Origin of the sequence: Mycobacterium sp. ITM-2016-00316, from assembly GCF_002968335.2 — a bacterium.
In the GTDB taxonomy this organism is placed as follows: Bacteria; Actinomycetota; Actinomycetes; order Mycobacteriales; family Mycobacteriaceae; genus Mycobacterium.
This window is the reverse complement of the sequence record NZ_CP134398.1, coordinates 4,002,084-4,027,922: the sequence shown is the minus strand read 5'-3', so window position 1 is coordinate 4,027,922 and position 25,839 is coordinate 4,002,084. Positions and strand designations below refer to the sequence as shown.

Genomic DNA, 25,839 nt, shown 5'->3' with positions numbered 1-25,839 from the left:
ACTTACCCTTGACGGCATGACGATCGTCGCGCCACCCGTGCGCACCAGCGCCGTGTGGCCGACCCTGTGGGGCGTCGCCCTGCTGGCCGGCGCGGTGGCCGCCGGTATCGGCGGGCTGTCCATCGTGGATGCGCTGGCCGCGACGGGGCTGCCCGACCCGGGTCCGGCCACCACCTACGGGCTGCCGTTCGTGCGTGCGGTGGGCGAGATCGCCGCGGCCATCGCCGTCGGCTCGTTCCTGATGGCCGCCTTCCTGGTGCCACCTCAGCGCAGCGGCGTGCTCGACGCCGGCGGCTACCGCGCGCTGCGCACCGGCACCATCGCCGCCGGGGTGTGGACCGTGTGTGCGGTGCTGCTGGTGCCGCTGACGGTCTCCGATATCACCGGTGCACCGTTGGCCAGCAGGCTCGGCCCCATCGACGTCTGGACGGTCGCCAGCATGGTGGAGACCGCGGGTACCTGGCGCTGGACGGCCCTGCTGGCCGGGATCGTCACTCTGGTCAGCATCCCGGTGCTGCGCTGGACCTGGACCCCGGTGCTGCTGGCCGGATCGCTGGTCACGCTGCTGCCGCTTGCGCTCAGCGGGCATTCGTCCTCCGGTGGGGCCCACGACGTGGCGACCAACAGCCTGCTCATCCACCTGGTCGCCGGGGTGGTGTGGGCCGGCGGCCTGATGGCGCTGTGGGCACTCGCGGTGCGTGGCGGCGAGCATCTGGACGTGGCGGCACGGCGGTTCTCGGCGATCGCGCTGTGGTGCTTCGCGGCGATGGCCCTGTCCGGCATCGTCAATGCCCTGGTGCGGGTGCGTCCCGGCGAACTGTTCAGCACCACCTACGGCTGGCTGCTGCTCGGCAAGGCCGCGGCGCTGCTGGTGCTCGGTGTGCTCGGGCTGTTGCACCGCCGCCGCAGCGTCCGCGCGCTGGCCGACGATCCCGCCGCCCGCCGTCCGCTGATCCAGCTGGCGCTCGTCGAATCGATGGTGTTCGGGGTGACCTTCGGTCTCGCCGTGGCCCTCGGGCGCACCCCGCCACCGCCGCTTGCCGAACTGCCGTCGATCACCGCGGTAGAGATCGGCTATGACCTGGCCGGCCCGCCCACGTTGGCCCGGGTGCTGTTCGACTGGCGTTTCGACCTCATCTTCGGCACCGCCGCCATCCTGGCGGCCGCGATCTACATCGCCGGCGTGGTGCGGCTGCGCCGCCGCGGCGACGCCTGGCCGGTGGGCCGGACCATCGCCTGGTTGTGCGGCTGCGCGACGCTGTTGTTCGCGACGTCGTCCGGGGTCGGGCGCTACATGCCCGCGATGTTCAGCATGCACATGACGGCCCACATGATGTTGTCGATGCTGGTGCCGGTGCTGCTGGTGCTGGGCGCACCGGTGACCCTGGCGCTGCGCGCGCTGCCGACGGCGGGCAAGGACCGCCCGCCGGGAATGCGGGAGTGGCTGCTGGCCGCGCTGCACAGCCGGGTGTCGACGTTCTTCACCAACCCCTTGGTGGCGACCGCGATCTTCGTGGCCGGTTTCTACGGGCTGTACTTCGGCGGCATCTTCGATGCGGCCGCCGACAGCCACGGCGCGCACCTGGCGATGAATGCGCACTTCCTGCTCAGCGGCTACCTGTTCTACTGGGTGGTCATCGGGGTGGACCCGACGCCGCGGCCCATCCCACCCCTGGCCAAGCTCGCGATGGTGTTCGGCTCGCTGCCCTTGCACGCGTTCTTCGGTGTGGTTCTGATGGGGACGCAGAAGGTGCTCGCCGGCGATTTCTACCGGTCCCTCGACTTGCCGTGGCACACCGATCTGCTCGCCGATCAGCGTCTCGGCGGCGGCATCGCCTGGTCGACGGGGGAGGTCCCGCTGGTGCTGGTGATGCTGGCGCTGCTCATCCAGTGGCGCCGCAGCGACAACCGCACCGCCAAACGGCTGGACCGGGCCGCCGACCGCGACGAGGACGCCGAACTGACCGCCTACAACAACATGCTGGCGAAACTGTCCAAGATCGAGGACCGCTAACTGCCGTAGTTCACCGTGATGGTGCCGTCCCGGTTCACGCCGGTACCGGGTGCCGGGACCTGCTGCACCACCCTGGCGCGCCGGTCGCCGCCGGCGTCCATATCGGGCCCCTTCAGGAAAAGCCCGGTGAAGCCCAGCGCATCCAGTTGCGCCTTCGCATCGCCGTAGAGCAGCCCCCGCAGGTCGGGCATGGCGAACTGGTTGCCCCGGGAGACCTTCAGGGTGATCGGGGCGTCCGAGGCCACCGACGCACCGGCCGGCGGGTCGGTGGCGGCCACCTGGCCGGGCGGCAGTGTGCCGTCGGCGTCGGCCTGCAGGATGGTGGTGAAACCGGCGGTGTCGAGGTTGCGGAGGGCCTGCTCCACCGTCTGGCCGACCACATCAGGCACCGTCCGCGCCGACGGTCCCGAACCGACGAGGATGACGATCTCGTTGCTGGTGGCCGAATCCTGCTGAGCCGCCGGAACCGTCCCGATGACCCGGTCGAGTTCCTCGCTGGTCGACGCCTGCGGCATCCGGCGCACATCGTCGAAACCGGCGTCGGCGAGGGTTTTCACCGCCTCGTCGTAGGACAGCCGGGAGACATCCGGGATGCGGCGCTGCTCGGGCCCGGTCGACACGTTGACGGTGATGTCACCACCTGAGGAGACGGAGCCGCCGGCGGCCGGGTCGGTGCCGATCACCAGTCCCGCTTCGACCGATCCGTCGGGTGTGGCGTCCACCACCGGGCTCAGGCCGCTGTCCTGCAGTTGGCTCAGTGCCTCCTGCTGGGACAGCCCCGCCACATCGGGCACGCGCACGCGGTTCATGGCGCCCACGATGTAGACGCCGGCGATCACCAGCAGCGTGACGGCCACCAGCGCGCCGGCCATCACCCAGCGCCGCGATCTCCTGGGCTGCTCTTGCACGGGGAACTGCAGGGTGTTCGGGCCCCGGTCCGCCGGGGTGTCGTCGGTGTCGTGGGCTTCGGGGGCCTGTGGCGACTTCGCCTCGGGGGTGTTGCCGCTGCCGACCCGCCGCAGATCGGCGTGCATCTCGGCCGCGCTCTGGTAGCGATTCTCGGGCTTCTTGGCCAGCGCCTTGAGCACCACGGCTTCGAGGTCCGGGGAGATGCCGCCGTTCCGCTGTGACGGTGGGACCGGCCGCTCCCGGACATGCTGATAGGCCACCGACAGCGGCGTATCGCCGGTGAAAAGCGCTTGGCCGGTCAGCATTTCGTACAGCACGCAGCCCAGCGAGTACACATCGGTGCGGGCGTCGACCTGCTGGCCACGGGCCTGCTCGGGGGAGAAGTACTGTGCGGTGCCGACCACCGCGGAGGTCGCGGTGAGCCGGTCCCCGGTGGTCGCGTTCATGGCGCGCGCGATGCCGAAATCCATCACCTTCACCGCGCCGGTCGGGGTGATCATGATGTTGGCCGGTTTGATGTCGCGGTGCACGATGCCACGGCTGTGGCTGAACTCCAGCGCCGTGCAGACATCGGCGATGATGGAGATCGCCCGGCGCGGGGGCATCGCTCCGTGGTGCTGGATCAGCTTTCCGACGGTGTGACCGTCGACGTACTCCATCACCAGGAACGGCAGGTTGCCGTTCGGGGTCTGCGCCTCACCGGTGTCGTACACCGCCACGATGGACGGGTGGTTCAGCGCTGCGGTGTGCTTGGCCTCCCGGCGGAACCGCTGATAGAAGTTCGGGTCGCGGGCCAGGTCGGCGCGCAGGATCTTGATCGCCACATCGCGGTGCAACCGCACATCGCGCGCCTTGTGCACCTCCGACATGCCGCCGAAACCCAGGATTTCGCCCAGCTCGTAGCGGTCGGTCAGCTGCTGCGGCACGGTCATGGCGCGCTACCGATCACTTCGATGCCTGTACATCCCACTCGTTGATCTTCTCTCAGTGCCGACGCGGCGGGTTGCGAGACCCCGGTAAGTACCGGTTGTGCACAATGCCCGATCCATCCACAGCCGGCGGTGCGGTGCGGCTGCTACCGGCGGGCCTGTCGGTGTCCGTCGGGTCAATGGATGCACAGGCCGGCGACATCGCCGGCATCCAGAAATGAGCGAAAGGCAATGCCATGTTCGAGACCCCGTTCTCCGTCGTCGGCACCGTGGTCAACGACCCCATCCTGCGCCGGATCGGCGAACAGGAATTCCTCAAGTTCCGGTTGGCCAGCAACTCGCGCCGGCGCAATCCCGAGGGCAGCTGGGAAACCGCCAACTCCCTCTATGTGACCGTCAACTGCTGGGGAAAGGTCGCCCAAGGGGTGGCCGGGGTGCTGTTCAAGGGTGACCCGGTGGTCGTGGTGGGCCAGATCTACACCGACGAGTACGAGGACAAGGAGGGCAACCGCCGGTCCGCCGTCGAGGTGCGCGCGGTGTCGGTGGGGCCGGATCTGACCCGATGCCGCGCCAAGCTGGACAGGGCCCGGCCTGCGGCCGACCCGGTGTCCGCCTCCGCACCCGACGGTGGTGAGGACACCGAACACACCGACGAGCCGGGGGAGCTGCCGATCTCGGCGTAACCGGGCCGCCCGGTCGTGCCTAGGATGGTGCCGCGAGACTTTGGCGAACGAAAGGCAAGACGACGGCATGGCCGAATTCATCTACACGATGCGGAAGGTGCGCAAGGCGCACGGCGACAAGGTCATCCTTGACGACGTTTTCCTGAACTTCCTTCCGGGAGCCAAGATCGGCGTCGTCGGTCCCAACGGGGCCGGTAAGTCGAGCGTCCTGAAGATCATGGCCGGCATCGACCAGCCCAACAACGGCGACGCCTTCCTCCAACCGGGCGCGACGGTCGGCATCCTCATGCAGGAGCCGGAGCTCGACGACACCAAGACCGTTCGCGAGAACGTGGAGGCCGGCGTCGCCATCAAGGGCAAGCTCAACCGGTACAACGAGGTCGCCGAGCTGATGGCCACCGACTACACCGATGAGCTCATGGAAGAGATGGGCCAGCTGCAGGAGGAGCTCGACGCCGCCGACGCCTGGGATATCGATTCCCAGCTGGAGCAGGCGATGGATGCGCTGCGCTGCCCGCCGCCCGACGAGCCGGTCACCCACCTGTCCGGTGGCGAGAAGCGTCGCGTCGCGCTGTGCAAACTGCTGCTGTCCAAGCCGGACCTGCTGCTGCTCGACGAGCCCACCAACCACCTCGACGCCGAGAGCGTGCTGTGGCTGGAGCATCACCTCGCCGACTACAAGGGCGCAATTCTGGCGGTCACCCACGATCGGTATTTCCTGGACAACGTCGCCGAGTGGATCCTGGAACTCGACCGCGGCCGCGCCTACCCGTATGAGGGCAACTACTCCACCTATCTGGAGAAGAAGGCCGAGCGCCTGGAAGTTCAGGGCAAAAAGGACCAGAAGCTGCAGAAGCGGCTGAAGGACGAACTGGCCTGGGTGCGTTCCGGCGCGAAGGCCCGGCAGGCCAAGAGCAAGGCCCGCCTGGATCGCTACGACGAGATGGTCGCCGAGGCCGAGAAGACCCGCAAGCTCGACTTCGAGGAGATCCAGATCCCGGCACCGCCGCGGCTGGGCAACCTGGTGGTCGAGGTGAGCCATCTCGACAAGGGCTTCGACGGCCGCATCCTGATCAAGGACCTGTCCTTCACGTTGCCGCGCAACGGCATCGTCGGCGTGATCGGTCCCAACGGCGTCGGTAAGACCACGCTGTTCAAGACCATTGTCGGTCTGGAGGAGGCCGACAGCGGCGAGGTCAAGGTCGGCGAGACGGTCAAGCTGAGCTACGTCGACCAGAATCGCGGCGGCATCGACCCGAAGAAGAACGTCTGGCAGGTGGTTTCCGATGGCGCGGACTACATCGAGGTCGGGCAGAACGAGATCCCGTCCCGCGCGTACGTGTCGGCGTTCGGTTTCAAGGGCCCCGATCAGCAGAAGCCCGCTGGCGTGCTCTCCGGCGGTGAGCGCAACCGCCTCAACCTGGCGCTGACCCTCAAGGAGGGCGGCAACCTGATCCTGCTCGACGAGCCGACCAACGACCTCGACGTCGAGACCCTGTCCTCGCTGGAGAACGCGCTGGAGCAGTTCCCCGGTTGTGCCGTGGTGATCTCCCACGATCGCTGGTTCCTGGACCGCACCTGCACGCACATCCTGGCCTGGGAGGGTGACGACGACAACGAGGCCAAATGGTTCTGGTTCGAGGGCAACTTCGGTGCCTACGAGGAGAACAAGGTCCAGCGACTGGGTGCCGACGCGGCACGCCCGCACCGGGTCACCCACCGCAAACTGACGCGGGACTGAAACCTTCGGGACGCCGCGCGTGACGGCGGTGTTTCACTAAGGTTGCAGGCGTGTCCGGAACCACCGAGCAGTTGCACCTGAGTCAGGACGCGATTGCACAGCTGACTCACGCCTATGTCGAAACCCATCACGGCCCACACGGTGACGCGCCCGCGGCCGATACCGCGGTCACCGCTCCGATCGACCGCGGCGCGACGAAGGTGACACCGCAGCTGCTGTCGGCCCACACCACAGTGGGCCGCCGCCGCGCACCGGGGAGACCCTGGTGGCGGTGTACCCGGCCGATGACCCGGGAGGCTTCGGTCCGGCCATCCAGGTCGTCACCGACTACAGCGCGATGCTGATGGATTCGGTGACGGTGCTGCTGCACCGGCTCGGGGTCGCCTATGCGTGGGTGATGAACCCGGTGCTGCGGGCCCGCAGAGGCCCCGACGGTGAGCTGCTGGAGCTGGCGCCGGCCTCCGATCCGGATGCCCCGGACGGGGCCGACGAGATGTGGATCCACGTCCGGCTGGCCTCGACCGCAGATCCCGCGGCGGTCAACGAGGTGGCGGGCCTGCTGCCCTCGGTGCTCGCCGACGCCCGGCAGGTCGCGGCCGACTCGGCGGCGCTCAACGCGACACTGATCGGGTTGGCCAACGCACTGGATTCCGATCATGCCGGGCACTTTCCGGGCCCGGACCGCCGCGATGTCGCGGCCCTGCTGCACTGGCTCGGTGACGGCCACTACGTGCTGCTCGGCTACCAGCGGTGTGCGGTGCACAACGGGCAGGCCACCGTCGACCCGGCCAGCCGGCTGGGCATCCTCAAATTGCGCACCGATGTGCTGCCGCAGCTGACCGAGGCCGAGGATCTGCTGGTGCTGGCCCAGGCCACCATGCCCAGCTTCCTGCGGTACGGCGCCTATCCCTACATTGTCGTGGTCCGCGAGAACCCGGCCGGGCCGGCGTCCAACCAGGCCGTCGAACACCGATTCGTCGGGCTGTTCACGGTCGCCGCGCTCAACGCCAACGTGCTGGAGATCCCGTTGATCTCGCGCCGCGTCGACGAGGCGCTCGCGCAGTCGCATTCCGATCCGAGCCATCCGGGCCAGCTGATGCTCGACGTCATCCAGACCATTCCGCGGTCCGAGCTGTTCGCGCTGCACACCCCGGACTTGCTGGAAATGGCAAGGGCGGTAGTCGATCTCGGGTCCTTGCGGCGCACTTTGCTGTTCCTGCGCGCCGATCAGCTTGGTCACTTCGTCTCGGCGCTGGTGTACCTGCCGCGCGACCGCTACACCACCGCGGTGCGGCTGGCGATCCAGGATATCCTGGTCCGCGAGCTCGGCGGGGTCAGTATCGAATACGCCGCCAGGGTCAGTGAATCACCCTGGGCGGTGGTGCATTTCACCGTGAAGATGCCCGACGGCAGCCAGCGCGCCGATATCGACACCTCGGCCGACAACGAGGTCCGGATCCAGCATCTGCTGACCGAAGCTGCCCGTACCTGGGCGGACCGCCTGATCGGTTCGGTGAAGACCGAATCGATCAGTCTGGCCGACGCCGAGTACTACGCCGGGGCCTTCCCCGAGATTTACAAGCAGGCCTTCACCCCGCAGGCGGCCATCGAAGACATCGGGATCATCGAAGACCTGCAGGATAACTCGGTCAAGCTGGTGTTCCGGGACGGCGGTGCGGAGCGGGTGGACCTGCTCACCTGGTACCTGGGTGGCCGGTCGGCCTCGCTGTCCGAACTGCTGCCGATGTTGCAGTGCATGGGTGTCGTGGTGCTCGAAGAGCGGCCGTTCACCGTCACCCGGCCCGACGGACTGGTGGTCTGGATCTACCAGTTCGTGGTGTCCCCGCACCAGTCCATCCCCACCACGCCCGAGGCCGAGATCGAGGATGTGGCACAGCGTTTCGCCGATACGGTGACCGCGATCTGGCACGGCCGCGCCGAGATCGACCATTTCAACGAACTGGTGTTGCGGGCCGGACTGACCTGGCAGCAGGTCACCATCCTGCGGGGCTACGCGAAGTACCTGCGCCAGGCCGGATTCCCGTACAGCCAGTCCCACGTCGAGGGCGTGCTCAACGGAAATCCCCGCACGGCGCGGTCACTGGTCGAGTTGTTCGAGGCTCTGTTCACCCCGGAGGCCGATGTCGCGGACGCCGGCCGGAAACTGGACGCACAGGCCGCGGCGGCCGCGGTTGCCGCCGATATCGATGCCCTGGTCAGCCTGGACACCGATCGTGTGCTGCGGGCCTTCGCCGGCTTGATCCAGGCGACGTTGCGCACCAACTATTTCGTCGACAGCCCGGATTCGGCGCGCGCCCAGAATGTGCTGTCCTACAAGCTCAATCCGGGGCTGATCGACGAATTGCCGCTGCCCAAGCCGCGATTCGAGATCTTCGTCTACTCACCCCGTGTCGAGGGCGTACACCTGCGTTTCGGTTTCGTGGCCCGCGGGGGCCTGCGCTGGTCGGATCGCCGCGAGGATTTCCGCACCGAGGTCCTGGGCCTGGTCAAGGCGCAGGCGGTCAAGAATGCCGTCATCGTCCCGGTCGGCGCCAAGGGCGGTTTCGTCGTCAAATCGCCGCCGCAGCCCAGCGGGGACGCCGCGGTGGACCGTGATGCCACCCGTGCCGAGGGGGTGGCCTGCTACCGGCTGTTCATCTCGGGCCTGCTGGACCTGACCGACAATGTCGACAAGTCCAGCGGCGCCGTGGTCACCCCGGCCGGGGTCGTGCGACGCGACGGGGATGACGCCTACCTGGTGGTCGCCGCCGACAAGGGCACGGCCACCTTCTCCGATATCGCCAACGACGTTGCGAAGTCCTACGGTTTCTGGCTCGGGGATGCCTTTGCCTCCGGCGGATCGGTGGGCTACGACCACAAGGCGATGGGCATCACCGCCAAGGGCGCCTGGGAATCGGTGAAGCGGCACTTCCGCGAGATCGGCGTCGACACCCAGTCCCAGGACTTCACCGTGGCCGGCGTCGGCGATATGAGCGGTGACGTGTTCGGCAACGGCATGCTGCTGTCCCCGCACATCCGGCTGATCGCGGCCTTCGATCACCGCGACATCTTCCTGGATCCCAACCCGGACGCCGCCACCTCCTTTGCCGAACGGGAGCGGATGTTCGCCCTGCCGCGATCCAGCTGGGCGGATTACGACCGCACGCTGATCAGCGAGGGCGGCGGCGTGTTCAGCCGGCAACAGAAGTCGATCCCGATCAGCCCGCAGGTGCGCCACGCGCTAGGCCTGCCCGACGGCGTCGAGGAGATGACCCCGCCGGCCCTGATGAAGGCGGTGCTGCTGGCGCCGGTGGACCTGTTCTGGAACGGCGGCATCGGCACCTACGTCAAGTCCGAGACCGAATCCGATGCCGACGTCGGCGACCGTGCCAACGACGCCATCCGTGTCAACGGAAACCAGTTGCGGGTCAAGGTGGTCGGTGAGGGCGGAAACCTCGGCGTCACCCAGCGCGGTCGTATCGAGTTCGACCTCGCCGGGGGCCGGATCAACACGGACGCGCTGGACAACTCCGCGGGTGTGGACTGCTCCGACCATGAGGTCAACATCAAGATCTTGATCGACTCGCTGGTGACGGCGGGCAAGGTGAGCGCCGATGAGCGCACCCCGCTGCTCATGTCGATGACCGACGAGGTGGGCCGGCTCGTGTTGGCCGACAACATCGATCAGAACGACCTGATGGGCACCAGCCGCGCGAACTCGGCCAGCCTGCTGCAGGTGCACGCCCGACTGATCAAGGAGTTCGTCACCGAGCGGGGACTCAACCGCGAGCTGGAGGCGTTGCCGTCGGAGAAGGAGATCCTGCGCCGCCACGAGCTCGGGATCGGCCTGACCTCACCGGAACTGGCCACCCTGATGGCGCACGTCAAGCTCTCCCTCAAGGACGAACTGCTGCGCACCGACCTGCCCGACCAGGAAGTGTTCGCCGCACGCCTGCCGCAGTACTTCCCGGTGGAGCTGCGCGACCGGTTCACCAGCGAGATCCGATCGCATCAACTGCGTCGCGAAATCGTCACCACGATGCTGGTCAACGATCTCGTCGACACCAGCGGGATCACCTACGCCTACCGGATGACCGAGGACACCGGTGTCGGTCCGGTCGACGCGGTGCGCAGTTTTGTGGCCACCGATGCGATCTTCGGGATCAGCGAGATCTGGCAGGGCATCAAGGACGCCGGGAACACCGGTATTCCGTGTGCGGTGACCGACCGCATGACGCTGGACCTACGCCGGGTCATCGACCGGGCCGGACGCTGGCTGATCAACTACCGGCCGCAGCCGCTGGCGGTCGGTGCCGAGATCAACCGGTTCGCAGAGAAGGTGGCGCTGCTGTCGCCGCAGATGTCGAAGTGGCTGCGCGGTGACGACAAGGCGATCGTGGCCAAGGAGTCCGGCGAGTTCGAGGCCCAGGGTGTGCCCAAGGAACTGGCCTACACCGTCGCCACCGGGCTGTACCGCTACAGCCTGCTCGACGTGATCGATATCGCCGATATCGCCGACCGTGATGCCGCCGAGGTGGCCGACGCGTACTTCGCGCTGATGGACCATCTCGGTATCGACGGCCTGCTCACCGCGATCTCGCAGCTCGAGCGCGACGATCGGTGGCATTCGTTGGCGCGCTTGGCCATCCGCGACGACATCTATGGGTCGCTGCGGGCACTGTGCTTCGATGTGCTGGCCGTCGGCGAGCCGGATGAGACCGGGGAGCAGAAAATCGAGGAGTGGGAGCTGACGAACAGTTCCCGCGTCGATCGAGCGCAACGGACCCTCGACGAGATTCACGCCGACGGACAGCTCGACCTGGCGACCCTGTCGGTGGCCGCCCGCCAGATCCGCAGCATGACGCGAACAACAGGAACGGGAACAAGTGGCTGAGCGTTTCACCACACCGGTGCCGGTGCGCTGGTCGGATATCGACATGTACCAGCACGTCAACCACGCCACCATGGTGACGATCCTCGAAGAGGCGCGCGTGCCGTTCCTGCACGAGCCGTTCGTGAACGACATCGACACCATCGGATTGCTGATCGCCGAGGTGAAGGTCACGTACAAGGGGCAACTGCGCCTGATGGATTCGCCCTTGCAGGTGACCATCTGGGTCAGCAGGCTGCGGGCGGTGGACTTCAACCTCGGCTATGAGGTGCGCTCGGTGCATGCCGATCCGGAGTCCAAGCCCGCGGTGATCGGCGAGACCCAGCTGGCGGCCTTCAATATCGAGGAGCAGAAGCTGGTGCGGCTGCTTCCGCATCACCGCGAGTATCTCCAGCGTTTTCAGCGATGAGCGCTTGCGCGAAGAGCAGACGGCAGCGCTGAGATGAGTAGTCCCGAACGCGGCGTGTGGCTGGACACCGCGCACCGAAAAGACCTGTCCACGTTCGTCGATCGGGCGCTGCGGCTCGATGACGCCGCGGTGATCCGGTTCCGCGAACGCCCGGGCACCGGCCAGGTGGTGGCCTGGGTGTCCACCGGCTTCGATGTGTTGGCCAGCCGGGTGGTGGCCGGGCGGGTGCGCCCCGCGGACCTGTCGGTGGGAGCCGACACCCTGGTGCGGTCGCTGTCGGCGGTGGATGCCTCCGGCTATGTCGAGCCGGGTTTCGCGATGGATTCGGCATGGCGTGGGGTGCTGCCACCCGATACCGGATTCGTGCACCTGGACGACGTACCGGCCTGGGCGATCCTGGAGTTGGTGGAGCGGGGCACCGCACTGGCCAAGGAACACAGCAGTGCGCACGGGCCGCCGGCGTCGCTGCTGGATCAGGAGGTCCTGGCGGTCAGCGCCGGCGAGACCACCGTGGGGATCCCGATGCGCTGTGTCTTCGCGTTGACCGCCATGGGGTTTCTGCCGCAGAGCGCCGATGTGCTGTCCACCGATGAAATCGTGCGGGTCCGCGTGCATCCGGCGTGGTTGCGGGTCGATGCGCGGTTCGGCACGGTGTACCGGCGCCTGGGCGACCCGGCGATGGTGCTGCGCTGAGCTACACCAACCAGGCGGCGGTATCCGGCGGCAACAGCCCGTCTTCCAGCGGCCCGCTGGACAGCAGCACCTCACCGTCCGGGAGCTCGATGGGCGCACGGCCCGCGTTGAACGTGCACACCAGTCCGCCGGGTCGCCGGAACGTCGAATCGCCACGCCATTCCACGGTGTCGCCGGCGAATTCCGCACGCCCGGTGCGTAACCCGATGGCCTGTCGGTAGAGCGCCAGGGTCGAATCGGGGTCGGCCAGCTGGGCCTCGACCGTCAGCGAGCCCCAGTCGGCGGGCATCGGCAGCCAGGTCTGGGTCGACGCAGAGAACCCGTACGGCGGAGTGGACCCGCTCCACGGCATCGGCACCCGGCAGCCGTCGCGGCCGCGCTCCATCCGCCCGGAGCGTTCCCACACCGGATCCTGCAGCACTTCGTCGGGGAGTTCGACATTGGGCAGTCCCAGTTCCGCACCGTTGTAGACGAATACGGTGCCCGGCAGGGCCAGCTTCACCAGTGCCATCGCGCGGGCGCGGCGCAGCCCGGCGGTGCCCTCGCCGTAGCGGCTGACCTCGCGCGGCACATCGTGATTGGACAGCGTCCAGGTCGGTGCCGCCCCGGCCAGCGCGGCGGCGTCCAGCGAGTTGTCGATGGCCGCCCGGATGCCTGCGGCGTCGTAATCGGTCTGCACCAGTTGGAAGTTGAAGCCCAGGTGCAGTTCGTCGGGGCGCAGGTACTTGGCGAACTGTTCGTTGCCGTGCACCCAGATCTCGCCGACGGTGACAGCGTCGGGATAGTCGTCGAGCACGGTGCGGATGAACCGGTGGATGTCGTGCACGGCGTCGTTGTCGAAGCGTGGGTCGTCGGCCTTGTTGCGCAGCAGCTCGTTGTCGGTCAGATCCATATCCGGCAGCGTCGGCGGCTTGGCCATCCCGTGCGCGACATCGATGCGGAACCCGTCCACGCCGCGGTCCAGCCAGAACCGCAGCGTCTTCTCGATGTCCTCGAAGACCTCGGCGTGCTCCCAGTTCAGATCGGGCTGAGCGGCGTCGAACAGGTGCAGGTACCACTGCCCGTCGTGCACCCGGGTCCAGGCCGGGCCACCGAAGATCGACACCCAGTTGTTGGGCGGTTGGTCGCCGACCCCGTCGCGGAAGATGAAGCGGTCGCGCCGCGCCGGATCGGCCAGCGCCTCGACGAACCACGGATGCGCCGAGCTGACGTGATTGGGTACCAGGTCCATGGTGACCCGGATGCCGCGGGCATGCGCCGCTTCGAGCAGGCGGTCCAGCGCGTTCAGGTCACCGAAGAGCGGATCGATATCGCGGGGGTCCGAGACGTCGTAGCCGTGGTCGGCCATCGGGGACACCATCACGGGGTTGAGCCACAGGGCCTGCACGCCCAGTTCGGCGAGGTAGTCCAGGCGCTCGGTGATGCCGTCGAGATCGCCGACGCCATCACCGTTGCTATCGGAAAACGAGCGCGGATAGACCTGGTAGAACACGGCCTTCGCCCACCACTCCGGGCGAGCGAAGCGACGGGGGATAGGCGGTGGCATCAGAACGCCGAGTTGACCATCGAATCGGCGGCCATCTGCAGGTAGTCCAACAGGGCTCGCCGGTGCGCATCGTCCAGGGTTGCCGAGTCGATCGACGCCACGGCGGTGTGCATGCACCGCAGCCAGGCGTCACGTTCGAGGTAGCCGATCCGAAACGGTGCGTGGCGCATCCGCAACCGGGGGTGTCCGCGCTGATCGGAATAGGTACGAGGGCCGCCCCAGTACTGCTCCAGGAACAGCCGCAGCCGCTCCTCGGCGCCGTCCATGTCGTCCTCGGGGTACAGCGGCAGCAGGATCTCGTCGTCGCGCACCTGCTCGTAGAACCGCGCCACGATCGCGGCGAACGTGGCGTGGCCTCCGACTTCGTCGTAGAACGAGCGTTGCGGCTGAGTCACCGCACCCATTGTTCCCGATCAGCCGCGGCGCCGTGGCGGTGGGAGGGGCCTGGAAGCGACGGCGATTAGCGCATCTAACGGAATTTTCACCGGAAGTTCACCGGACTGACCAGCGAACACCGACAAAATTGCCGTGCGATCGGCTTCAAATCGTGATGAACTGTCTTTCCGGAGGACGAATGTCGCAGCGCAAGAGAAGCCCTGCTCGACGACAGGGCTACCGATTCCCCACGGCCGTGGCCGATTCTGCCGGCGCGCACTCCGTACAAGTCGCCGACGTTCCGCCTGCCGCCCACCAGGGTTCTGTCTGGGGGCGGCGCAGGGTGCTGCTGCTGAATTCCACCTACGAACCACTCACCGCGTTGCCCATGCGGCGGGCCGTCATCATGCTGATGTGCGGTAAGGCCGACGTCGTCCACGACGACCCCTCCGGGCCGGTGATCCATTCGGCGACCCGCACCATCGTGGTGCCGTCGGTGATCCGGCTGCGCACCTTCGTGCGGGTGCCCTACCGCGCCCGCATCCCGATGACGCGCGCCGCGCTCATGCACCGCGACCGGTTCCGCTGCGCGTACTGCGGCCAGAAGGCCGACACCGTCGACCATGTGGTGCCACGCAGTCGCGGCGGCGAGCACTCCTGGGAGAACTGCGTCGCGGCCTGCTCGTCGTGCAACCACCGCAAGGCCGACCGGACGCTGGCCGAACTGGGCTGGTCGCTGCACGCGGCGCCCATGCCGCCCAAGGGACAGCACTGGCGACTGCTGTCCTCGGTGAAGGAATTGGACCCGGCTTGGGTCAGATATCTGGGCGAGGGCGCGGCGTGATGCGCGCTGCGATACGGTTTGCATCGTGAGTACAGGCTTAGCCCATGCCCTGATGGGTGGGATCCCGATCGTGGTGTTTCTGGTTTTGGCTGCGCTGGCCTACCGCCACAAGGGTCCGCACCCTGAGTCATACAAACTCGGCGACGAGTGGACCCACGACCCGATCCTGTGGGCGGCCGATGAGCCGGCCGATCACGGCCACGGTGGCCACGGGTCGCACGTGACGGTGGGAGGTGGCGCAAGTGGCAAGTGGTAGTCACGAACTCGCAACCACCCGCACCGACCTGGACCTGCCCTACGGCTACGCGCTGACGTCCAGTGGCCGCATCTCGGGAGTCACCGAGCCCGGTGAGCTGTCGGTGCACTACCCGTTCTCGACCAAGGACCTGGTCGCCCTCGACGTGGCGCTCAAGTACGGCTCGCGCTACGCCAAGGCCCGTTTCGCGGTGTTCATCGGCGATCTCGGTGCCGATACCGCCGCCACGGCGCGCGAGATCCTGGCCAAGGTGCCGACTCCGGACAACGCCGTGCTGTTCGCGGTGTCGCCCAATCAGAAGGCCATCGAGGTCGTCTACGGCGCCGATGTGAAGGGGCGCGGCATCGAGACCGCCGCACCGCTGGGCATCTCGGCCGCGCTCGGCTCGCTGCGCGACGGCAACCTCATCGACGCTCTCGTGAGCGCCATCAACGTCACCTCCGCGGCGGTCTCGCCGCGCTGACCGCTGTGCAATCGGCCCCGGTATCGAAACTCGGTACCGGGGCCGATTGCGCTACAGGACGGCCTGCGTCATCGACGTGCGGATCTCGATGTAGCGCGTCAGGAAGGTGCGCTCGTCGAGGCGCTTGCGCCGCATCCAGTGCGTGACTTCCTCATTGCACTTGCTGGCATTGCAGGCCGCGCACGCGGGCACCACGTTCTCGACCGTGTACCTGCCGCCGCGTGAGATCGCCATGACGCAGTCGCGCTGCATCGGCTTGTCGGTCACCCCGCAGTAGGCGCAGCCACCCCAGGCATCCCGGATGGCCGACCACTGTTCGGGGGTCAGGTCGTTGACGACGGCCTTGACCCGGCGGATGCGCTTGCGCGCCGCCCTGGCCCTACGACTGTTGCTGGCCGCCATCCCGACAGCGTATTGCCGGCGAGCGACCGCGTTTGTGCGCACCGTGCGGCGTGTCGGCGCACAGACGCGGCCGCTCGAGCAGAGATCAGCTCATATCGAAGGCGCGGGCCCGCAACGAGCGCTCCACACCCGCTCGTCCCTCCAGCACCAGGCGGTGCAGCGCGGGCGGCACATCCGGTCCGGACAGGAAGGCATCCGCGGCGTCCAGGCCGCCCTGGCTGATATCCCACGAGGGGTACAGCCCGATCACCACGGTCTGGGCGACCTCGCTGGACCGGCGTTCCCACACGCCCGCGATGGACGCGAAGTACAGGTCACGGAAGCGCGCGAGCAGACTGCCCTGCCCGGGCTGCGCGAACCCGCCGACGATCGCGCGGGTGGTGATGTTGGCCAGGGTGTCGTCCTCGATCACCCGCTGCCAGGCGGCGTTCTTCACCGTCACCTGCGGGCGGGCCGCGGCCGCGGCGGCGGCGTTGCGCTTACCGGCTGCCGTCGGGTCGCGCTCGGCCTCGGCGTCGATGAACGGGCTCTCGGTACCGTCGGCGTCGATCACACCGGCGGCCGCCAGCGCGGTCACGATGCGCCAGCGCAGGTCGGTGTCGATGACCAGGCCGGCCAGGTTGACCGCAGCGGGCTCGTTGTCCAGCAGGGTCGACAGCACGGCGATGTGGTTGGGCGACAGCACCGAGGTGCACAGCGCGTTCACGAACGCCAGCTGGTGATCCGAGCCGGGCGCCGACTCGCGGGCCCGGTCCAGCAGGGCGTCACCGAAGGCCGGCCAACCGTTCTCCGCGGCCCACTCCGGATCGGCATAGGAGTTCAGCGCGGTCTGGGCCTGCAGCAGCAGCCGCTGTGCCACACCGACTTCGGTCTCGCCGTGAATGCCGCCGATGACCAGCGTCACGAAGTCGCGGGCCTTCATCTCGGCCTCGCGGGTCATCTCCCAGGCCGCCGACCAGGCCAGCGTGCGGGGGAGCGGTTCGGCGATATCGGCGATGCGGGTCAGCACCGTCTGCAGGGACTGCGGGTCCAGCCGTGACGAGCAGTAGGTGAGGTCGTCATCGTTGATCAGGACGAACTGGCCACGCGGAACACCCACCAGCGCAGGCACATCCGTGCGTGCACCCTCGACGTCGAGTTCCTCGCGGTGCACCCGCACCAGTTTTCCGGAGGCATCTTCGTCGTAGACGCCGACGGCAAGGCGGTGCACCCGGGTTTCGCCGGCGCCCGGTGCCGCACCGGACTGCACCAGCGCGAAACGGCTGAACGCGCCGTCGGCGTCGACGTCGAAGTCGGCGCGCAGCGTGTTCAGGCCGGTGGTCTTGAGCCACTGCTGCCCCCAGCCGGACAGGTCGCGCCCGGAGGACTTTTCCAGTGCGCCAAGCAGATCGCCGAAGGTCGCGTTGTCGAAGGCGTGGTCGCGGAAGTAGTCGCGCAGGCCGGCCAGGAATGCTTCCAGGCCGACGTAGGCCACCAGTTGCTTGAGCACGCTGGCGCCCTTGGCGTAGGTGATGCCGTCGAAGTTCACCTCGACCGCGTGCAGGTCCGGGATGTCGGCGGCCACCGGGTGGGTGGAGGGCAGCTGGTCCTGGCGGTAGGCCCAGGACTTCTCCACGTTGGCGAACGTCGTCCAGGCCTGGGTGTACTCGGTGGCTTCGGCCTGGCACAGCACCGAGGCGAAGGTGGCGAAGGATTCGTTGAGCCACAGGTCATCCCACCACTGCATGGTGACCAGGTCGCCGAACCACATGTGCGCCATCTCGTGCAGCACGGTCTCGGCGCGGCGTTCGTAGCTGTACCGGGTGACCTTGGACCGGAAGACGTAGTCCTCCAGGAAGGTCACCGCGCCGGCGTTCTCCATGGCGCCGGCGTTGAACTCCGGCACGAACAGCTGGTCGTACTTGCCGAACGCGTACGGTTCACCGAAGTTGCGGTGGTAGAAGCCGAAACCCTGCTTGGTCTCGGTGAACAGCCGCTCGGCGTCCATGAACTCCGCCAGCGACGCCCGGCAGAAGATGCCCAGCGGGATGTCGCCGTGGTCGTCGGAGTAGACGTCGTCCCAGCGGGCGTACGGCCCGGCGATGAGCGCGACGAGGTAGGTGCTCATCTTCGGGGTGGTGACGAACGTGTGCAGGCCGTCCTGCACGGACTCGGTGGCCCCGTTGGAGATCACCTGCCAGTGCTCGGGCGCCTTGACGGTGACGTCGAAGGTGGCCTTCAGATCGGGCTGATCGAAGCACGCGAACATCCGCTTGGCGTCCGCGGTTTCGAACTGCGAGTAGAGATAGACCTCGTGGTCGACGGGGTCGACGAAGCGGTGCAGCCCCTCGCCGGTGTTCGAGTACAGGCAGTCGGCGTCGACGACGAGTTCGTTGTGCTCTGCGAGCCCGCTCAGCGCGATGCCGGTGGACTCGTCGTACCCGGAGACATCCAGCGCGCGGCCGTTGAGGGTGGCGCTGCGCACGGTGTCGGCGGCGAGGTCGATATAGGTGTCCGCGCCGGCCAGGGCGCTGAACGTCACGGTCGTGACCGACCGGAACGTCCGCTCGCCGGCGGTGAGGTCCAGATCGATGCGGTAGTTGTCGACGGTCACCAGCGTTGCGCGTTCGGCCGCCTGGTCGCGAGTCAGATTGGGGAGAGCCACGCCGACAACACTAATCGTCGGGGCCCAGCGCGCGCTGGGCCCCGGATCTAGAACCCGCCCAGGCCCGACCACCAGCTGTTTCCGGTGAGTCCGGCGAGACTGCCGAGCCCGGTGAGGCCATCCAGCCCACCGAGCTGGTCCAGGACCGTGCCGTCGGCGATCGATGACAGCATCTGCGGGCAGTACGCCTGAATGGCAATGCCTGCGAACAACGACGCCATCTGCGGGGAAACCCCGTTGTTCTGCACCGAGGTGACGGTCGAGGCGAACGACTTGCCCGGCTCGACCATCATGTCGCACACCGACCGACCGAGCGCGCTGGTGTCGGAGGAGTTCGAGTACCCGATGCCGGCATTGCTCAGCAGACCGAGGAAGTCTGTGTTGGTGTCGGCCTGCGCCGGACTGGCGGCGAGGACTGCGGTGGCCGCCAATGCGGTGGAGTAGGCGAGAACGGTAGAAGTGCGAGACATCATGGTGCTCCTGAGCTCTGTAGCGAGCGCCGTCGGCACTCTGGCAACTCAGGTAACGGTGGTGCACTTGGGTAACGTCGCTAACACGGTTCGATCAAGGTTTGCACCCTATGCGTTTCATGTGCGCCTGTGGTGAGCTGCTTGTGATCCATCGCAGGCGGGAACACGTCGCGGGTACGCACGGTTGTGCTGAACGAAAATCTGATATCGAGAGGATCCCCATGGCAGGCAACTCCGCAGGCAAGGACACCGCAGGATTCTGGTTCGACCCGCTGTGCCCGTGGTGCTGGATCACCTCGCGCTGGATCCTCGAGGTGGAGAAGGTCCGCGATATCGAGGTGAACTTCCACGTGATGAGCCTGGCGGTGCTCAATGAGGGCCGCGACCTGCCGGAGAACTACCAGGAGATGATGCAGAAGGCCTGGGGCCCGGTGCGGGTGGCGATCGCCGCCGAGCAGGCCCACGGTTCGGAGGTGCTGTCACCGCTGTACACCGCCATGGGCACGTTGATCCACAACGAGGGCAACAAGGACTTCGACGACGTGATCGCCAAGTCGCTGGAGCAGGCCGGCCTGCCCGCCGACCTGGCCCAGGCCGCGAGCAGCGACGCCTACGACGACGCGCTGCGCAAGAGCCATCACGAGGGCATGGACGCCGTCGGCGATGACGTCGGCACCCCGACCATCCACGTCAACGGCGTCGCGTTCTTCGGCCCGGTGCTCTCGCGGATCCCGCGCGGTGAGGAAGCCGGCAAGTTGTGGGACGCCTCGGTGATCTTCGCGTCCTACCCGCACTTCTTCGAGCTCAAGCGCACCCGGCACGAGGGGCCGGAATTCGACTAGTCACAGCCCCTGTAGCTGCGACAGCGTGGCGTGGGCGATCATGAACTAGATGATCAGGCCGGTGCCGTCTGCCGATTGCGAAGGACACCCTAGCGCGCCTGCTGACCTGCGGAATAGCCTGTCGGGCAAAGCATTAACAGGTGAACAACGGTGGTCGCACGGGTGTGGCGGGGGAGTACGACGACTGAATCCGAAGGTGTGACATTCGGTCGTTCCGGTTGCAAGCATGTGCCGCGCGCGTCAAAGTGCTCAGAATGACAGCGGCTGAACCCAGCACCGACGGCACCTACCGGGACCGCCTCGTCGCGGTAGAACCGGGTGGCAACGAGTTCATCGCCGAGGCCGACCGCCACGGTCGCCCGAGCCAACTGTTGTGGACCTGGGCGTCGCCCAACCTGGAGTTCGCCACCATCTTCCTGGGCGTGCTCGCCGTCTCGTACTTCGGCATGAATTTCTGGCAGGCCGCGGCCGGCATCATCGTCGGCGCGGGCCTGGGCGCTGTGGCGCATTACTTCCTGTCCGCGCGCGGACCGCAACTCGGTGTCCCGCAGATGGTGATCGGCCGGTTGCCGTTCGGTTTCAAGGGCAACGCGGTGCCTTCGGTGCTGATGGCCGTGACCGCCGGTGTCGGCTGGTTCGCCACCAACAGTGTCAGCGGCGCGTTCGCGCTATCGACGTTGTTCGGTATCGGCCCGCTGCTGGCCCTTGTCCTGGTGGTAGTGGTGCAGACCGCGCTGGCCTTCTTCGGGCACAACCTGGTGCAGGCTTTCGAGCGCTGGGCGTTCCCGGTGCTGGCGGTGATCTTCGCGATCACCTCGGTGGTCATCCTGACCCAGGCCGATCTGGGTGCACCCGCCGTCGACGGCGGTGTCGGCGGGCTGGGCGGCTTCCTGCTGACGGTGGGCACCACCTTCGGCTACGTCGCAGGCTGGGCGCCGTACGCCGCCGACTTCAGTCGCTACCTGCCGGCCACGGTCTCCCCGGTGCGCACCGGCTTGTTCGCCGCGGCGGGCCTGTTCTCGGCGTGCACCATCCTGGCGGTCGTGGGCGCTGCCTCGGTGACCATCGTCACCGCGGCCACCGACAATCCGACGGACGCGTTCACCAGCTCACTGCCGGCCTGGCTGGCCGCGGCCACTCTGCTGGCCATCACCGTCGGCGCCATCGCCGCCAACGCGATCAATGTGTACTCGGCCGGGATGGCCTTCGTCACCACCGGGATCACGCTGCCCGCGCACATCGCGCGGGCGCTGGCCACCGTGTTCTTCGGTGTGGCCGGGTTCCTCGTCGCCTGGTGGGCGCTGGCCGATGCCGCGACCAGCTACAAGAGTTTCCTGTTCGTGATCGCCTACTGGGTCGGCCCGTGGCTGGGTGTCGTGTTCGCCGATCAGTACCTGCGCCGCGGGCAGCGGGTCGACGGATTTCTCTATGACCGCAACTACTCCAACTGGCCGGGGTTACTGTCGTTCCTGATCGGTCTGGTGGTGTCGGTGCTGCTGTTCTGCAACCAGGAGTTGTTCGTGGGATTCGTGGTCCGCGCGGTGCCCGAGCTGGGCGATATCGGCTTCTTCGTCGGGTTCGTCCTCGCGGCGGGCAGCTATCTGGTGTTGTGCCGGTCCAAAATCCAAGCGGAACAGGTGGCTTTGTGAGTCCTGAGGACATGCTCGACGTCGCCGTCGGGGAGGCTCGAAAAGGGTTGGCCGAAGGTGGGATTCCGATCGGCGCGGCACTGTTCACCGCCGACGGTGTGCTACTGGGCAGCGGACACAACCGGCGCGTGCAGAATGACGACCCGTCCGTGCACGGCGAGACCGATGCCTTCCGCAACGCCGGGCGTCAGCGCGACTACCGGTCGACGGTGATGGTGACGACCCTGTCGCCGTGCTGGTACTGCAGCGGGCTGGTGCGCCAGTTCAACATCGGCGCCGTCGTCATCGGGGAGGCCAAGACGTTCTCCGGCGGTCATGACTGGCTGGCCGAGAACGGGGTGCAGGTCACCCTGCTCGAGGATCAGCGCTGCGTGACGATGATGGAGGAGTTCATCGCCGAGCACCCGGAACTGTGGAACGAGGATATCGGGGTGGCCGAATGAGTGCCATTGCCACCGTGGACATCTCACGCTGGTACGCCGGCGGCGATGACGCCGACGCGCTGGCGGCCGAGGTCGACGAGGGTTTGCAGCGTGCCGGGTTCATCGTGGTCACCGGCCACGGGGTCGACGCCGGGCTGGCCGCGCGGGTACGCGCGGCGAGTCGGGAGTTCTTCGCGCTGCCCGACGAGGTCAAGCACCGTTATTCGGTGCCGGTCGGCGGACACGGCTGGATCGGCCCCGGCGCGGAAGCCAACGCCTACGCCGAGGGCACCGAAACCCCGCCCGATCTGAAGGAGAGCTTCAGCCTGGGTGCCGAGACCCGCACCGGTGACCCGGAGGTGGACCGAATCTGGTTCGCGCCCAACGTCTGGCCTGCCGAGGTGGCGCACCTGCAGGGCCTGATCGACGAGTACACCACGGCCATGCGCCGACTCTCCGATGACCTGCTCGCGCTGTTCGCCCGGGCGCTGGGGCTGTCGGACAACCCGTTCGCGGCGTTGGAGAGCAGGCCCACCTGGACGATGAACATCAACCACTACCCGCCGGTGAGCGTGGTCGGTGAACCCGAGCCGGGACAGTTCCGGATCGGCCCGCACACCGACTTCGGTACCGTCACCGTGCTGGATCGTGAGCCGGGAGCCGGTGGCCTGCAGGTGTATTCGGAGGCCGAAGGCTGGGAGGACGCACCCTGGGAGCCCGGTGCACTGACGGTCAACATCGGTGACCTGCTGGAGTACTGGAGTGGGCGGCGCTGGCCGTCGGGGCGGCACCGGGTGTTGCCACCACAGCCGCACGCCCCCGAAGAGGATCTGGTGTCGCTGATCTACTTCTACGAGGCCAACCACGACGCGATCGTCACTCCGCTGGAGCCGCCGATCGGCCGCGTGTCCGGGTTGGCTCCGGTGACCTCGGCCGATTTCATCAAGGAACGCCTGGACGCCATCACCGTGGGTTAGCCCTGGACCGTCGGCCGGATCGACAGTTCGCCGATCTCGACCTCCCAGGGCTGGTCGATCACGAACTCGACCGCCCTGGCTATCGCGTCCGGGTCGAGCGCGAACGCCTGCATGCCAGCGCCGATCTCGGCGCGGATGGCCGGGTCGGTGATGGAATCACCGAACTCGGTGCGCACGTAGCCCGGCGAGATCGCGGTGGTCTTCAGTGTCCCGTCGGTGGACTCCTGGCGGAGGCCCTCCAGCACGGTGCGCACGGCATTCTTGGTGGCCGCGTACACCGCCATGGTCGGCACGATCTTGATGCCGGCGGTCGAGACGATGGTGACGAAGTGTCCGCGCCCCTGTTCTTCGAAGACGGGCAGGGCGGCGTCGATACCGTGCAGGACGCCGCGCAGATTGACGTCGATCATCGCGTCCCAATCTGCGCGGCGGCGGGCGGTCATCGGCGAGATCGGACCGATCCCGGCATTGCTGACCAATACGTCCAGCCGCCCGTACTCGGATACCGCGGTGTCGACGAGCAGTTGCAGATCCCCGGCGCGTGTGACATCCACGGTGACCGCACTGGCCCGTCCACCCGCCGCGCGAATCTGTGCGGCCAGCGTGTCGAGGCGGTCGGCGCGGCGGGCTCCGAGCACGACGGCGGCTCCGCGGTTCGCGAGCCGGCGTGCCGTGGCCGCCCCGATGCCGCTGCTGGCGCCGGTGATCGCCACCACCTTGCCCGTGAACGAATCCATCGCTAGCCTCCTGGGCTCATGTGGACAAACTGTCCGCTTCCATCTAATCGGACAACTTGTCCGTTTTCAAGGCGGGGGTGAGGTCCATGGCCGAGCGCACCGATGCGGCACGGAGCCGGGCGGCGATCATCGAAGCCGCACGCCAACTCGTCACCGAGCCGGGAGAGCTCAAGCTCAGCGCGGTTGCGCGGCGGGCCGGCGTCGGGCAGGCCACGCTCTACCGCCACTTCGCCACCCGTGACGAGCTCGTGCGCGCGCTCTACGACGGAGAAATCGATGAACTTGTCGCCCTCGCCCATGCGCTGCTCGATGAGCACCCGCCGCGCGAGGCGCTCAAGCTGTGGTTCACCCAGCTCGCGTCCTACGCGCGGGTGAAGTTCGGGGTGATGGCCGCGGTCGAGGCCTCGGTGTGGCAGGACATCGGGGCGCAGACGCTGGGCAAGCTGGGTCACGCGCTCGACGCGTTGTTGGCGGCCGGTCGTGAGGCCGGTGTGCTGCGCGGTGATATCGACTCGCGCGATGTGATCCTGCTGTCCTGGTTCTTGGCCCACGTCGAGGACGACGAATGGGCCGAGCGGACCCCGCGACTGCTCGACGTGATGCTCGACGGGCTGACGGCTCGCTGACTGCTCGGAGGAGCGTCTGCCAGAATGACCGCCATGCGCGTCTACATCGGTGCCGACCACGCCGGATTCGAGTTCAAGAAGACCATCATCGAGCACCTCAAGAGCAACGGCCACGAACCGATCGACTGCGGTGCCTACACCTACGACGCCGAGGACGACTACCCGGCGTTCTGCATCGACGCCGCGATCAAGACCGTCGCCGATCCGGACAGCCTGGGCATCGTGCTCGGCGGATCCGGCAACGGCGAGCAGATCGCCGCGAACAAGGTGCCCGGCGCCCGATGTGCGCTGGCCTGGAGTGTGGAGACCGCGCAGCTGGCCCGCCAGCACAACAAGGCGCAGCTGATGGGCCTCGGCGGTCGCATGCACACCGAGGAGGAGGCGCTCGCCATCGTCGACGCCTTCCTGTCCACCCCGTGGTCGGAGGCCGAACGCCACCAGCGTCGCATCGACATCCTGGCGGCCTACGAGGTCGACCACATCGCACCCCCGGTGCCCGGCGCGCCCGCCTAGACGTGCCCGAAGGGCATACCCTGCACCGGCTCGCCCGGCTGCATCAGAAGAGGTTCGGCCGTAAACCGGTCATCGTGACCAGCCCGCAGCAACGTTTCGCCGAGGGCGCGGACGCCGTGAGCGGTCGGGTGCTGCGCGGCGCCGATGCCTGGGGCAAGCACCTGTTCCACCACTACGACGGCGGCCATGTCGTGCACGTGCATCTCGGCCTCTACGGCACCTTCACCGAGGCGCCGCTGCCGCTCGACGAGCCCGTCGGGCAGGTCCGGATGCGGATGATCGGCACCGAATACGGCACCGACCTGCGTGGGCCGACGGTGTGCGAGGTGATCGACGCCGGCGCCGTCGACGACGTGGTGGCACGGTTGGGCCCCGACCCGCTGCGCCCGGATGCCGACCCGGTGCCGGCATGGGCACGAATCACCAAGTCCCGCAGGACCATCGGTGGGCTGCTGATGGACCAGAAGGTGATCGCCGGAGTCGGCAACGTGTACCGCAGTGAGTTGCTCTACCGCCACCACATCGACCCGTTCCGGCCCGGCACCGACATCTCTGCCGACGAGTTCGACGCCATGTGGACCGATCTGGTGGCGCTGATGAAGGTCGGTGTGCGCCGCGGCAAGATCGTGGTGGTGCGCCCCGAGCACGACCGCGGCGCGCCGTCCTACCGGCCCGGCCGGCCGCGGACCTACGTCTACCGCCGGGCCGGCGACGCCTGCCGGGTATGCGGCACGACCGTGCGCACCGCAGAACTGGAGGCGCGCAACGTGTTCTGGTGCCCCACCTGCCAGAGCTGACGCGAGG

Annotated in this window: 22 protein-coding genes and 1 pseudogene; 16 read left to right on the top strand and 7 right to left on the bottom strand. The window is 67.7% G+C overall.

Annotated elements, in window-relative coordinates; genetic code table 11:
- Positions 1-16: 16 nt before the first annotated feature.
- A complete protein-coding gene (locus C6A86_RS19310; protein ID WP_105363771.1) occupies positions 17-2,014 on the top strand; it encodes a cytochrome c oxidase assembly protein in 1,998 nt (665 codons plus the stop codon).
- Here C6A86_RS19310 and pknB read toward each other — a convergent pair.
- Positions 2,011-3,855, bottom strand: a complete 1,845-nt coding sequence (gene pknB / locus C6A86_RS19305; protein ID WP_105363772.1) for a Stk1 family PASTA domain-containing Ser/Thr kinase — start codon at positions 3,853-3,855, stop codon at positions 2,011-2,013. The genes C6A86_RS19310 and pknB overlap by 4 nt on opposite strands.
- Before the next feature lie 233 nt (positions 3,856-4,088).
- On the opposite strand from pknB, the gene C6A86_RS19300 reads away from it, so the two are divergent.
- The 5 genes and pseudogenes from C6A86_RS19300 (at position 4,089) to C6A86_RS19280 (ending at position 12,269) form a co-directional block, all read left to right on the top strand.
- Positions 4,089-4,535 carry a single-stranded DNA-binding protein gene (locus tag C6A86_RS19300; RefSeq protein WP_105363773.1) on the top strand — a complete coding sequence of 149 codons (447 nt, stop codon included), beginning with the start codon at positions 4,089-4,091 and terminating at the stop codon, positions 4,533-4,535.
- 67 nt (positions 4,536-4,602) lie between these two features.
- Positions 4,603-6,276: an energy-dependent translational throttle protein EttA gene (gene ettA / locus C6A86_RS19295; protein ID WP_105363774.1), complete on the top strand. Its 1,674-nt coding sequence runs from the start codon at positions 4,603-4,605 to the stop codon at positions 6,274-6,276.
- A gap of 50 nt (positions 6,277-6,326) precedes the next feature.
- Positions 6,327-11,170: pseudogene (locus C6A86_RS19290) on the top strand (NAD-glutamate dehydrogenase).
- Complete coding sequence (locus C6A86_RS19285; RefSeq protein WP_105364066.1) at positions 11,163-11,576, top strand: thioesterase family protein; 414 nt, start codon at positions 11,163-11,165, stop codon at positions 11,574-11,576. Before C6A86_RS19290 ends, C6A86_RS19285 begins: the two are co-directional and overlap by 8 nt.
- 33 nt (positions 11,577-11,609) lie before the next feature.
- Positions 11,610-12,269, top strand: coding sequence for a hypothetical protein (locus C6A86_RS19280; protein WP_105364067.1), 660 nt, complete (start codon positions 11,610-11,612; stop codon positions 12,267-12,269).
- 1 nt (position 12,270) lies between these two features.
- Here the strand turns inward: C6A86_RS19280 and C6A86_RS19275 are convergent, their stop codons facing one another.
- Together C6A86_RS19275 and C6A86_RS19270 are read right to left on the bottom strand one after the other, a co-directional pair.
- Positions 12,271-13,815 (bottom strand): alpha-amylase family glycosyl hydrolase, encoded by a 1,545-nt coding sequence (locus C6A86_RS19275; RefSeq protein WP_105364068.1) that lies wholly within the window; start codon positions 13,813-13,815, stop codon positions 12,271-12,273.
- Entirely contained in the window at positions 13,815-14,219 is a 405-nt protein-coding gene (locus C6A86_RS19270; protein WP_168144138.1) for a globin, read from the bottom strand. Before C6A86_RS19270 ends, C6A86_RS19275 begins: the two co-directional genes overlap by 1 nt.
- A gap of 170 nt (positions 14,220-14,389) precedes the next feature.
- Between C6A86_RS19270 and C6A86_RS19265 the strand changes: the two genes are divergently transcribed.
- The 3 genes from C6A86_RS19265 to C6A86_RS19255 are packed head-to-tail and all read left to right on the top strand — an operon-like array spanning position 14,390 to position 15,753.
- Positions 14,390-15,034, top strand: a complete 645-nt coding sequence (locus C6A86_RS19265) for an HNH endonuclease (RefSeq protein ID WP_105364069.1) — start codon at positions 14,390-14,392, stop codon at positions 15,032-15,034.
- 52 nt (positions 15,035-15,086) lie between these two features.
- Complete coding sequence (locus C6A86_RS19260; protein ID WP_105364070.1) at positions 15,087-15,290, top strand: hypothetical protein; 204 nt, start codon at positions 15,087-15,089, stop codon at positions 15,288-15,290.
- A complete protein-coding gene (locus C6A86_RS19255; RefSeq protein ID WP_105364071.1) occupies positions 15,277-15,753 on the top strand; it encodes a DUF5130 domain-containing protein in 477 nt (158 codons plus the stop codon). The genes C6A86_RS19260 and C6A86_RS19255 overlap by 14 nt, the downstream gene beginning before the upstream one ends.
- A 51-nt stretch (positions 15,754-15,804) precedes the next feature.
- Here C6A86_RS19255 and C6A86_RS19250 read toward each other — a convergent pair whose 3' ends face one another.
- The 3 genes from C6A86_RS19250 to C6A86_RS19240 form a co-directional block, all read right to left on the bottom strand.
- Positions 15,805-16,155 carry an HNH endonuclease gene (locus C6A86_RS19250; RefSeq protein WP_105364072.1) on the bottom strand — a complete coding sequence of 117 codons (351 nt, stop codon included), beginning with the start codon at positions 16,153-16,155 and terminating at the stop codon, positions 15,805-15,807.
- An 85-nt stretch (positions 16,156-16,240) separates the two neighbouring features.
- Positions 16,241-18,799, bottom strand: coding sequence for an aminopeptidase N (gene pepN / locus C6A86_RS19245; protein WP_105364073.1), 2,559 nt, complete (start codon positions 18,797-18,799; stop codon positions 16,241-16,243).
- A gap of 47 nt (positions 18,800-18,846) precedes the next feature.
- Positions 18,847-19,269: a DUF732 domain-containing protein gene (locus C6A86_RS19240; RefSeq protein WP_311100830.1), complete on the bottom strand. Its 423-nt coding sequence runs from the start codon at positions 19,267-19,269 to the stop codon at positions 18,847-18,849.
- A 221-nt stretch (positions 19,270-19,490) separates the two neighbouring features.
- Between C6A86_RS19240 and C6A86_RS19235 the strand changes: the two genes are divergently transcribed.
- From C6A86_RS19235 to C6A86_RS19220, 4 genes are all read left to right on the top strand, one after another.
- Complete coding sequence (locus tag C6A86_RS19235; RefSeq protein ID WP_105364075.1) at positions 19,491-20,111, top strand: DsbA family protein; 621 nt, start codon at positions 19,491-19,493, stop codon at positions 20,109-20,111.
- Positions 20,112-20,365: 254 nt separating this feature from the next.
- A complete protein-coding gene (locus tag C6A86_RS19230; protein WP_105364076.1) occupies positions 20,366-21,760 on the top strand; it encodes a cytosine permease in 1,395 nt (464 codons plus the stop codon).
- On the top strand, positions 21,757-22,203 hold the full coding sequence (locus C6A86_RS19225) for a nucleoside deaminase (protein ID WP_105364077.1): 447 nt from the start codon (positions 21,757-21,759) through the stop codon (positions 22,201-22,203). The genes C6A86_RS19230 and C6A86_RS19225 overlap by 4 nt, the downstream gene beginning before the upstream one ends.
- Entirely contained in the window at positions 22,200-23,159 is a 960-nt protein-coding gene (locus C6A86_RS19220) for an isopenicillin N synthase family oxygenase (RefSeq protein WP_105364078.1), read from the top strand. The genes C6A86_RS19225 and C6A86_RS19220 overlap by 4 nt, the downstream gene beginning before the upstream one ends.
- On the opposite strand, the gene C6A86_RS19215 is transcribed toward C6A86_RS19220, so the two are convergent.
- Entirely contained in the window at positions 23,156-23,896 is a 741-nt protein-coding gene (locus tag C6A86_RS19215; protein WP_105364079.1) for an SDR family oxidoreductase, read from the bottom strand. The two genes, C6A86_RS19220 and C6A86_RS19215, sit on opposite strands and share 4 nt — an antisense overlap.
- Before the next feature lie 86 nt (positions 23,897-23,982).
- Here C6A86_RS19215 and C6A86_RS19210 point away from each other — a divergent pair, with 86 nt between their 5' ends.
- From C6A86_RS19210 to C6A86_RS19200, 3 genes are read left to right on the top strand one after another with little or no spacing between them, the layout of a single operon-like run.
- Positions 23,983-24,522: a TetR/AcrR family transcriptional regulator gene (locus C6A86_RS19210; protein WP_105364080.1), complete on the top strand. Its 540-nt coding sequence runs from the start codon at positions 23,983-23,985 to the stop codon at positions 24,520-24,522.
- 33 nt (positions 24,523-24,555) lie between these two features.
- Complete coding sequence (locus tag C6A86_RS19205) at positions 24,556-25,035, top strand: ribose-5-phosphate isomerase (protein WP_105364092.1); 480 nt, start codon at positions 24,556-24,558, stop codon at positions 25,033-25,035.
- Positions 25,036-25,037: 2 nt separating this feature from the next.
- Positions 25,038-25,832, top strand: coding sequence for an Fpg/Nei family DNA glycosylase (locus C6A86_RS19200; protein WP_105364081.1), 795 nt, complete (start codon positions 25,038-25,040; stop codon positions 25,830-25,832).
- Positions 25,833-25,839: the final 7 nt, after the last annotated feature.

What these genes read in the sequence shown, in the direction of transcription:
- C6A86_RS19210 (WP_105364080.1), top strand. Translation starts at nt 23,983, where the DNA reads ATGGCCGAGCGCACCGATGCGGCACGGAGCCGGGCGGCGATCATCGAA.
- C6A86_RS19260 (WP_105364070.1), top strand. Translation starts at nt 15,087, where the DNA reads ATGGGTGGGATCCCGATCGTGGTGTTTCTGGTTTTGGCTGCGCTGGCC.
- C6A86_RS19230 (WP_105364076.1), top strand. Translation starts at nt 20,366, where the DNA reads ATGACAGCGGCTGAACCCAGCACCGACGGCACCTACCGGGACCGCCTC.
- ettA (WP_105363774.1), top strand. Translation starts at nt 4,603, where the DNA reads ATGGCCGAATTCATCTACACGATGCGGAAGGTGCGCAAGGCGCACGGC.
- C6A86_RS19215 (WP_105364079.1), bottom strand. Translation starts at nt 23,896, where the DNA reads ATGGATTCGTTCACGGGCAAGGTGGTGGCGATCACCGGCGCCAGCAGC.
- C6A86_RS19205 (WP_105364092.1), top strand. Translation starts at nt 24,556, where the DNA reads ATGCGCGTCTACATCGGTGCCGACCACGCCGGATTCGAGTTCAAGAAG.
- C6A86_RS19220 (WP_105364078.1), top strand. Translation starts at nt 22,200, where the DNA reads ATGAGTGCCATTGCCACCGTGGACATCTCACGCTGGTACGCCGGCGGC.
- C6A86_RS19235 (WP_105364075.1), top strand. Translation starts at nt 19,491, where the DNA reads ATGGCAGGCAACTCCGCAGGCAAGGACACCGCAGGATTCTGGTTCGAC.
- C6A86_RS19310 (WP_105363771.1), top strand. Translation starts at nt 17, where the DNA reads ATGACGATCGTCGCGCCACCCGTGCGCACCAGCGCCGTGTGGCCGACC.
- pknB (WP_105363772.1), bottom strand. Translation starts at nt 3,855, where the DNA reads ATGACCGTGCCGCAGCAGCTGACCGACCGCTACGAGCTGGGCGAAATC.
- C6A86_RS19265 (WP_105364069.1), top strand. Translation starts at nt 14,390, where the DNA reads ATGTCGCAGCGCAAGAGAAGCCCTGCTCGACGACAGGGCTACCGATTC.
- C6A86_RS19240 (WP_311100830.1), bottom strand. Translation starts at nt 19,269, where the DNA reads ATGTCTCGCACTTCTACCGTTCTCGCCTACTCCACCGCATTGGCGGCC.
- C6A86_RS19300 (WP_105363773.1), top strand. Translation starts at nt 4,089, where the DNA reads ATGTTCGAGACCCCGTTCTCCGTCGTCGGCACCGTGGTCAACGACCCC.
- C6A86_RS19275 (WP_105364068.1), bottom strand. Translation starts at nt 13,815, where the DNA reads ATGCCACCGCCTATCCCCCGTCGCTTCGCTCGCCCGGAGTGGTGGGCG.
- C6A86_RS19270 (WP_168144138.1), bottom strand. Translation starts at nt 14,219, where the DNA reads ATGGGTGCGGTGACTCAGCCGCAACGCTCGTTCTACGACGAAGTCGGA.
- C6A86_RS19280 (WP_105364067.1), top strand. Translation starts at nt 11,610, where the DNA reads ATGAGTAGTCCCGAACGCGGCGTGTGGCTGGACACCGCGCACCGAAAA.
- C6A86_RS19250 (WP_105364072.1), bottom strand. Translation starts at nt 16,155, where the DNA reads ATGGCGGCCAGCAACAGTCGTAGGGCCAGGGCGGCGCGCAAGCGCATC.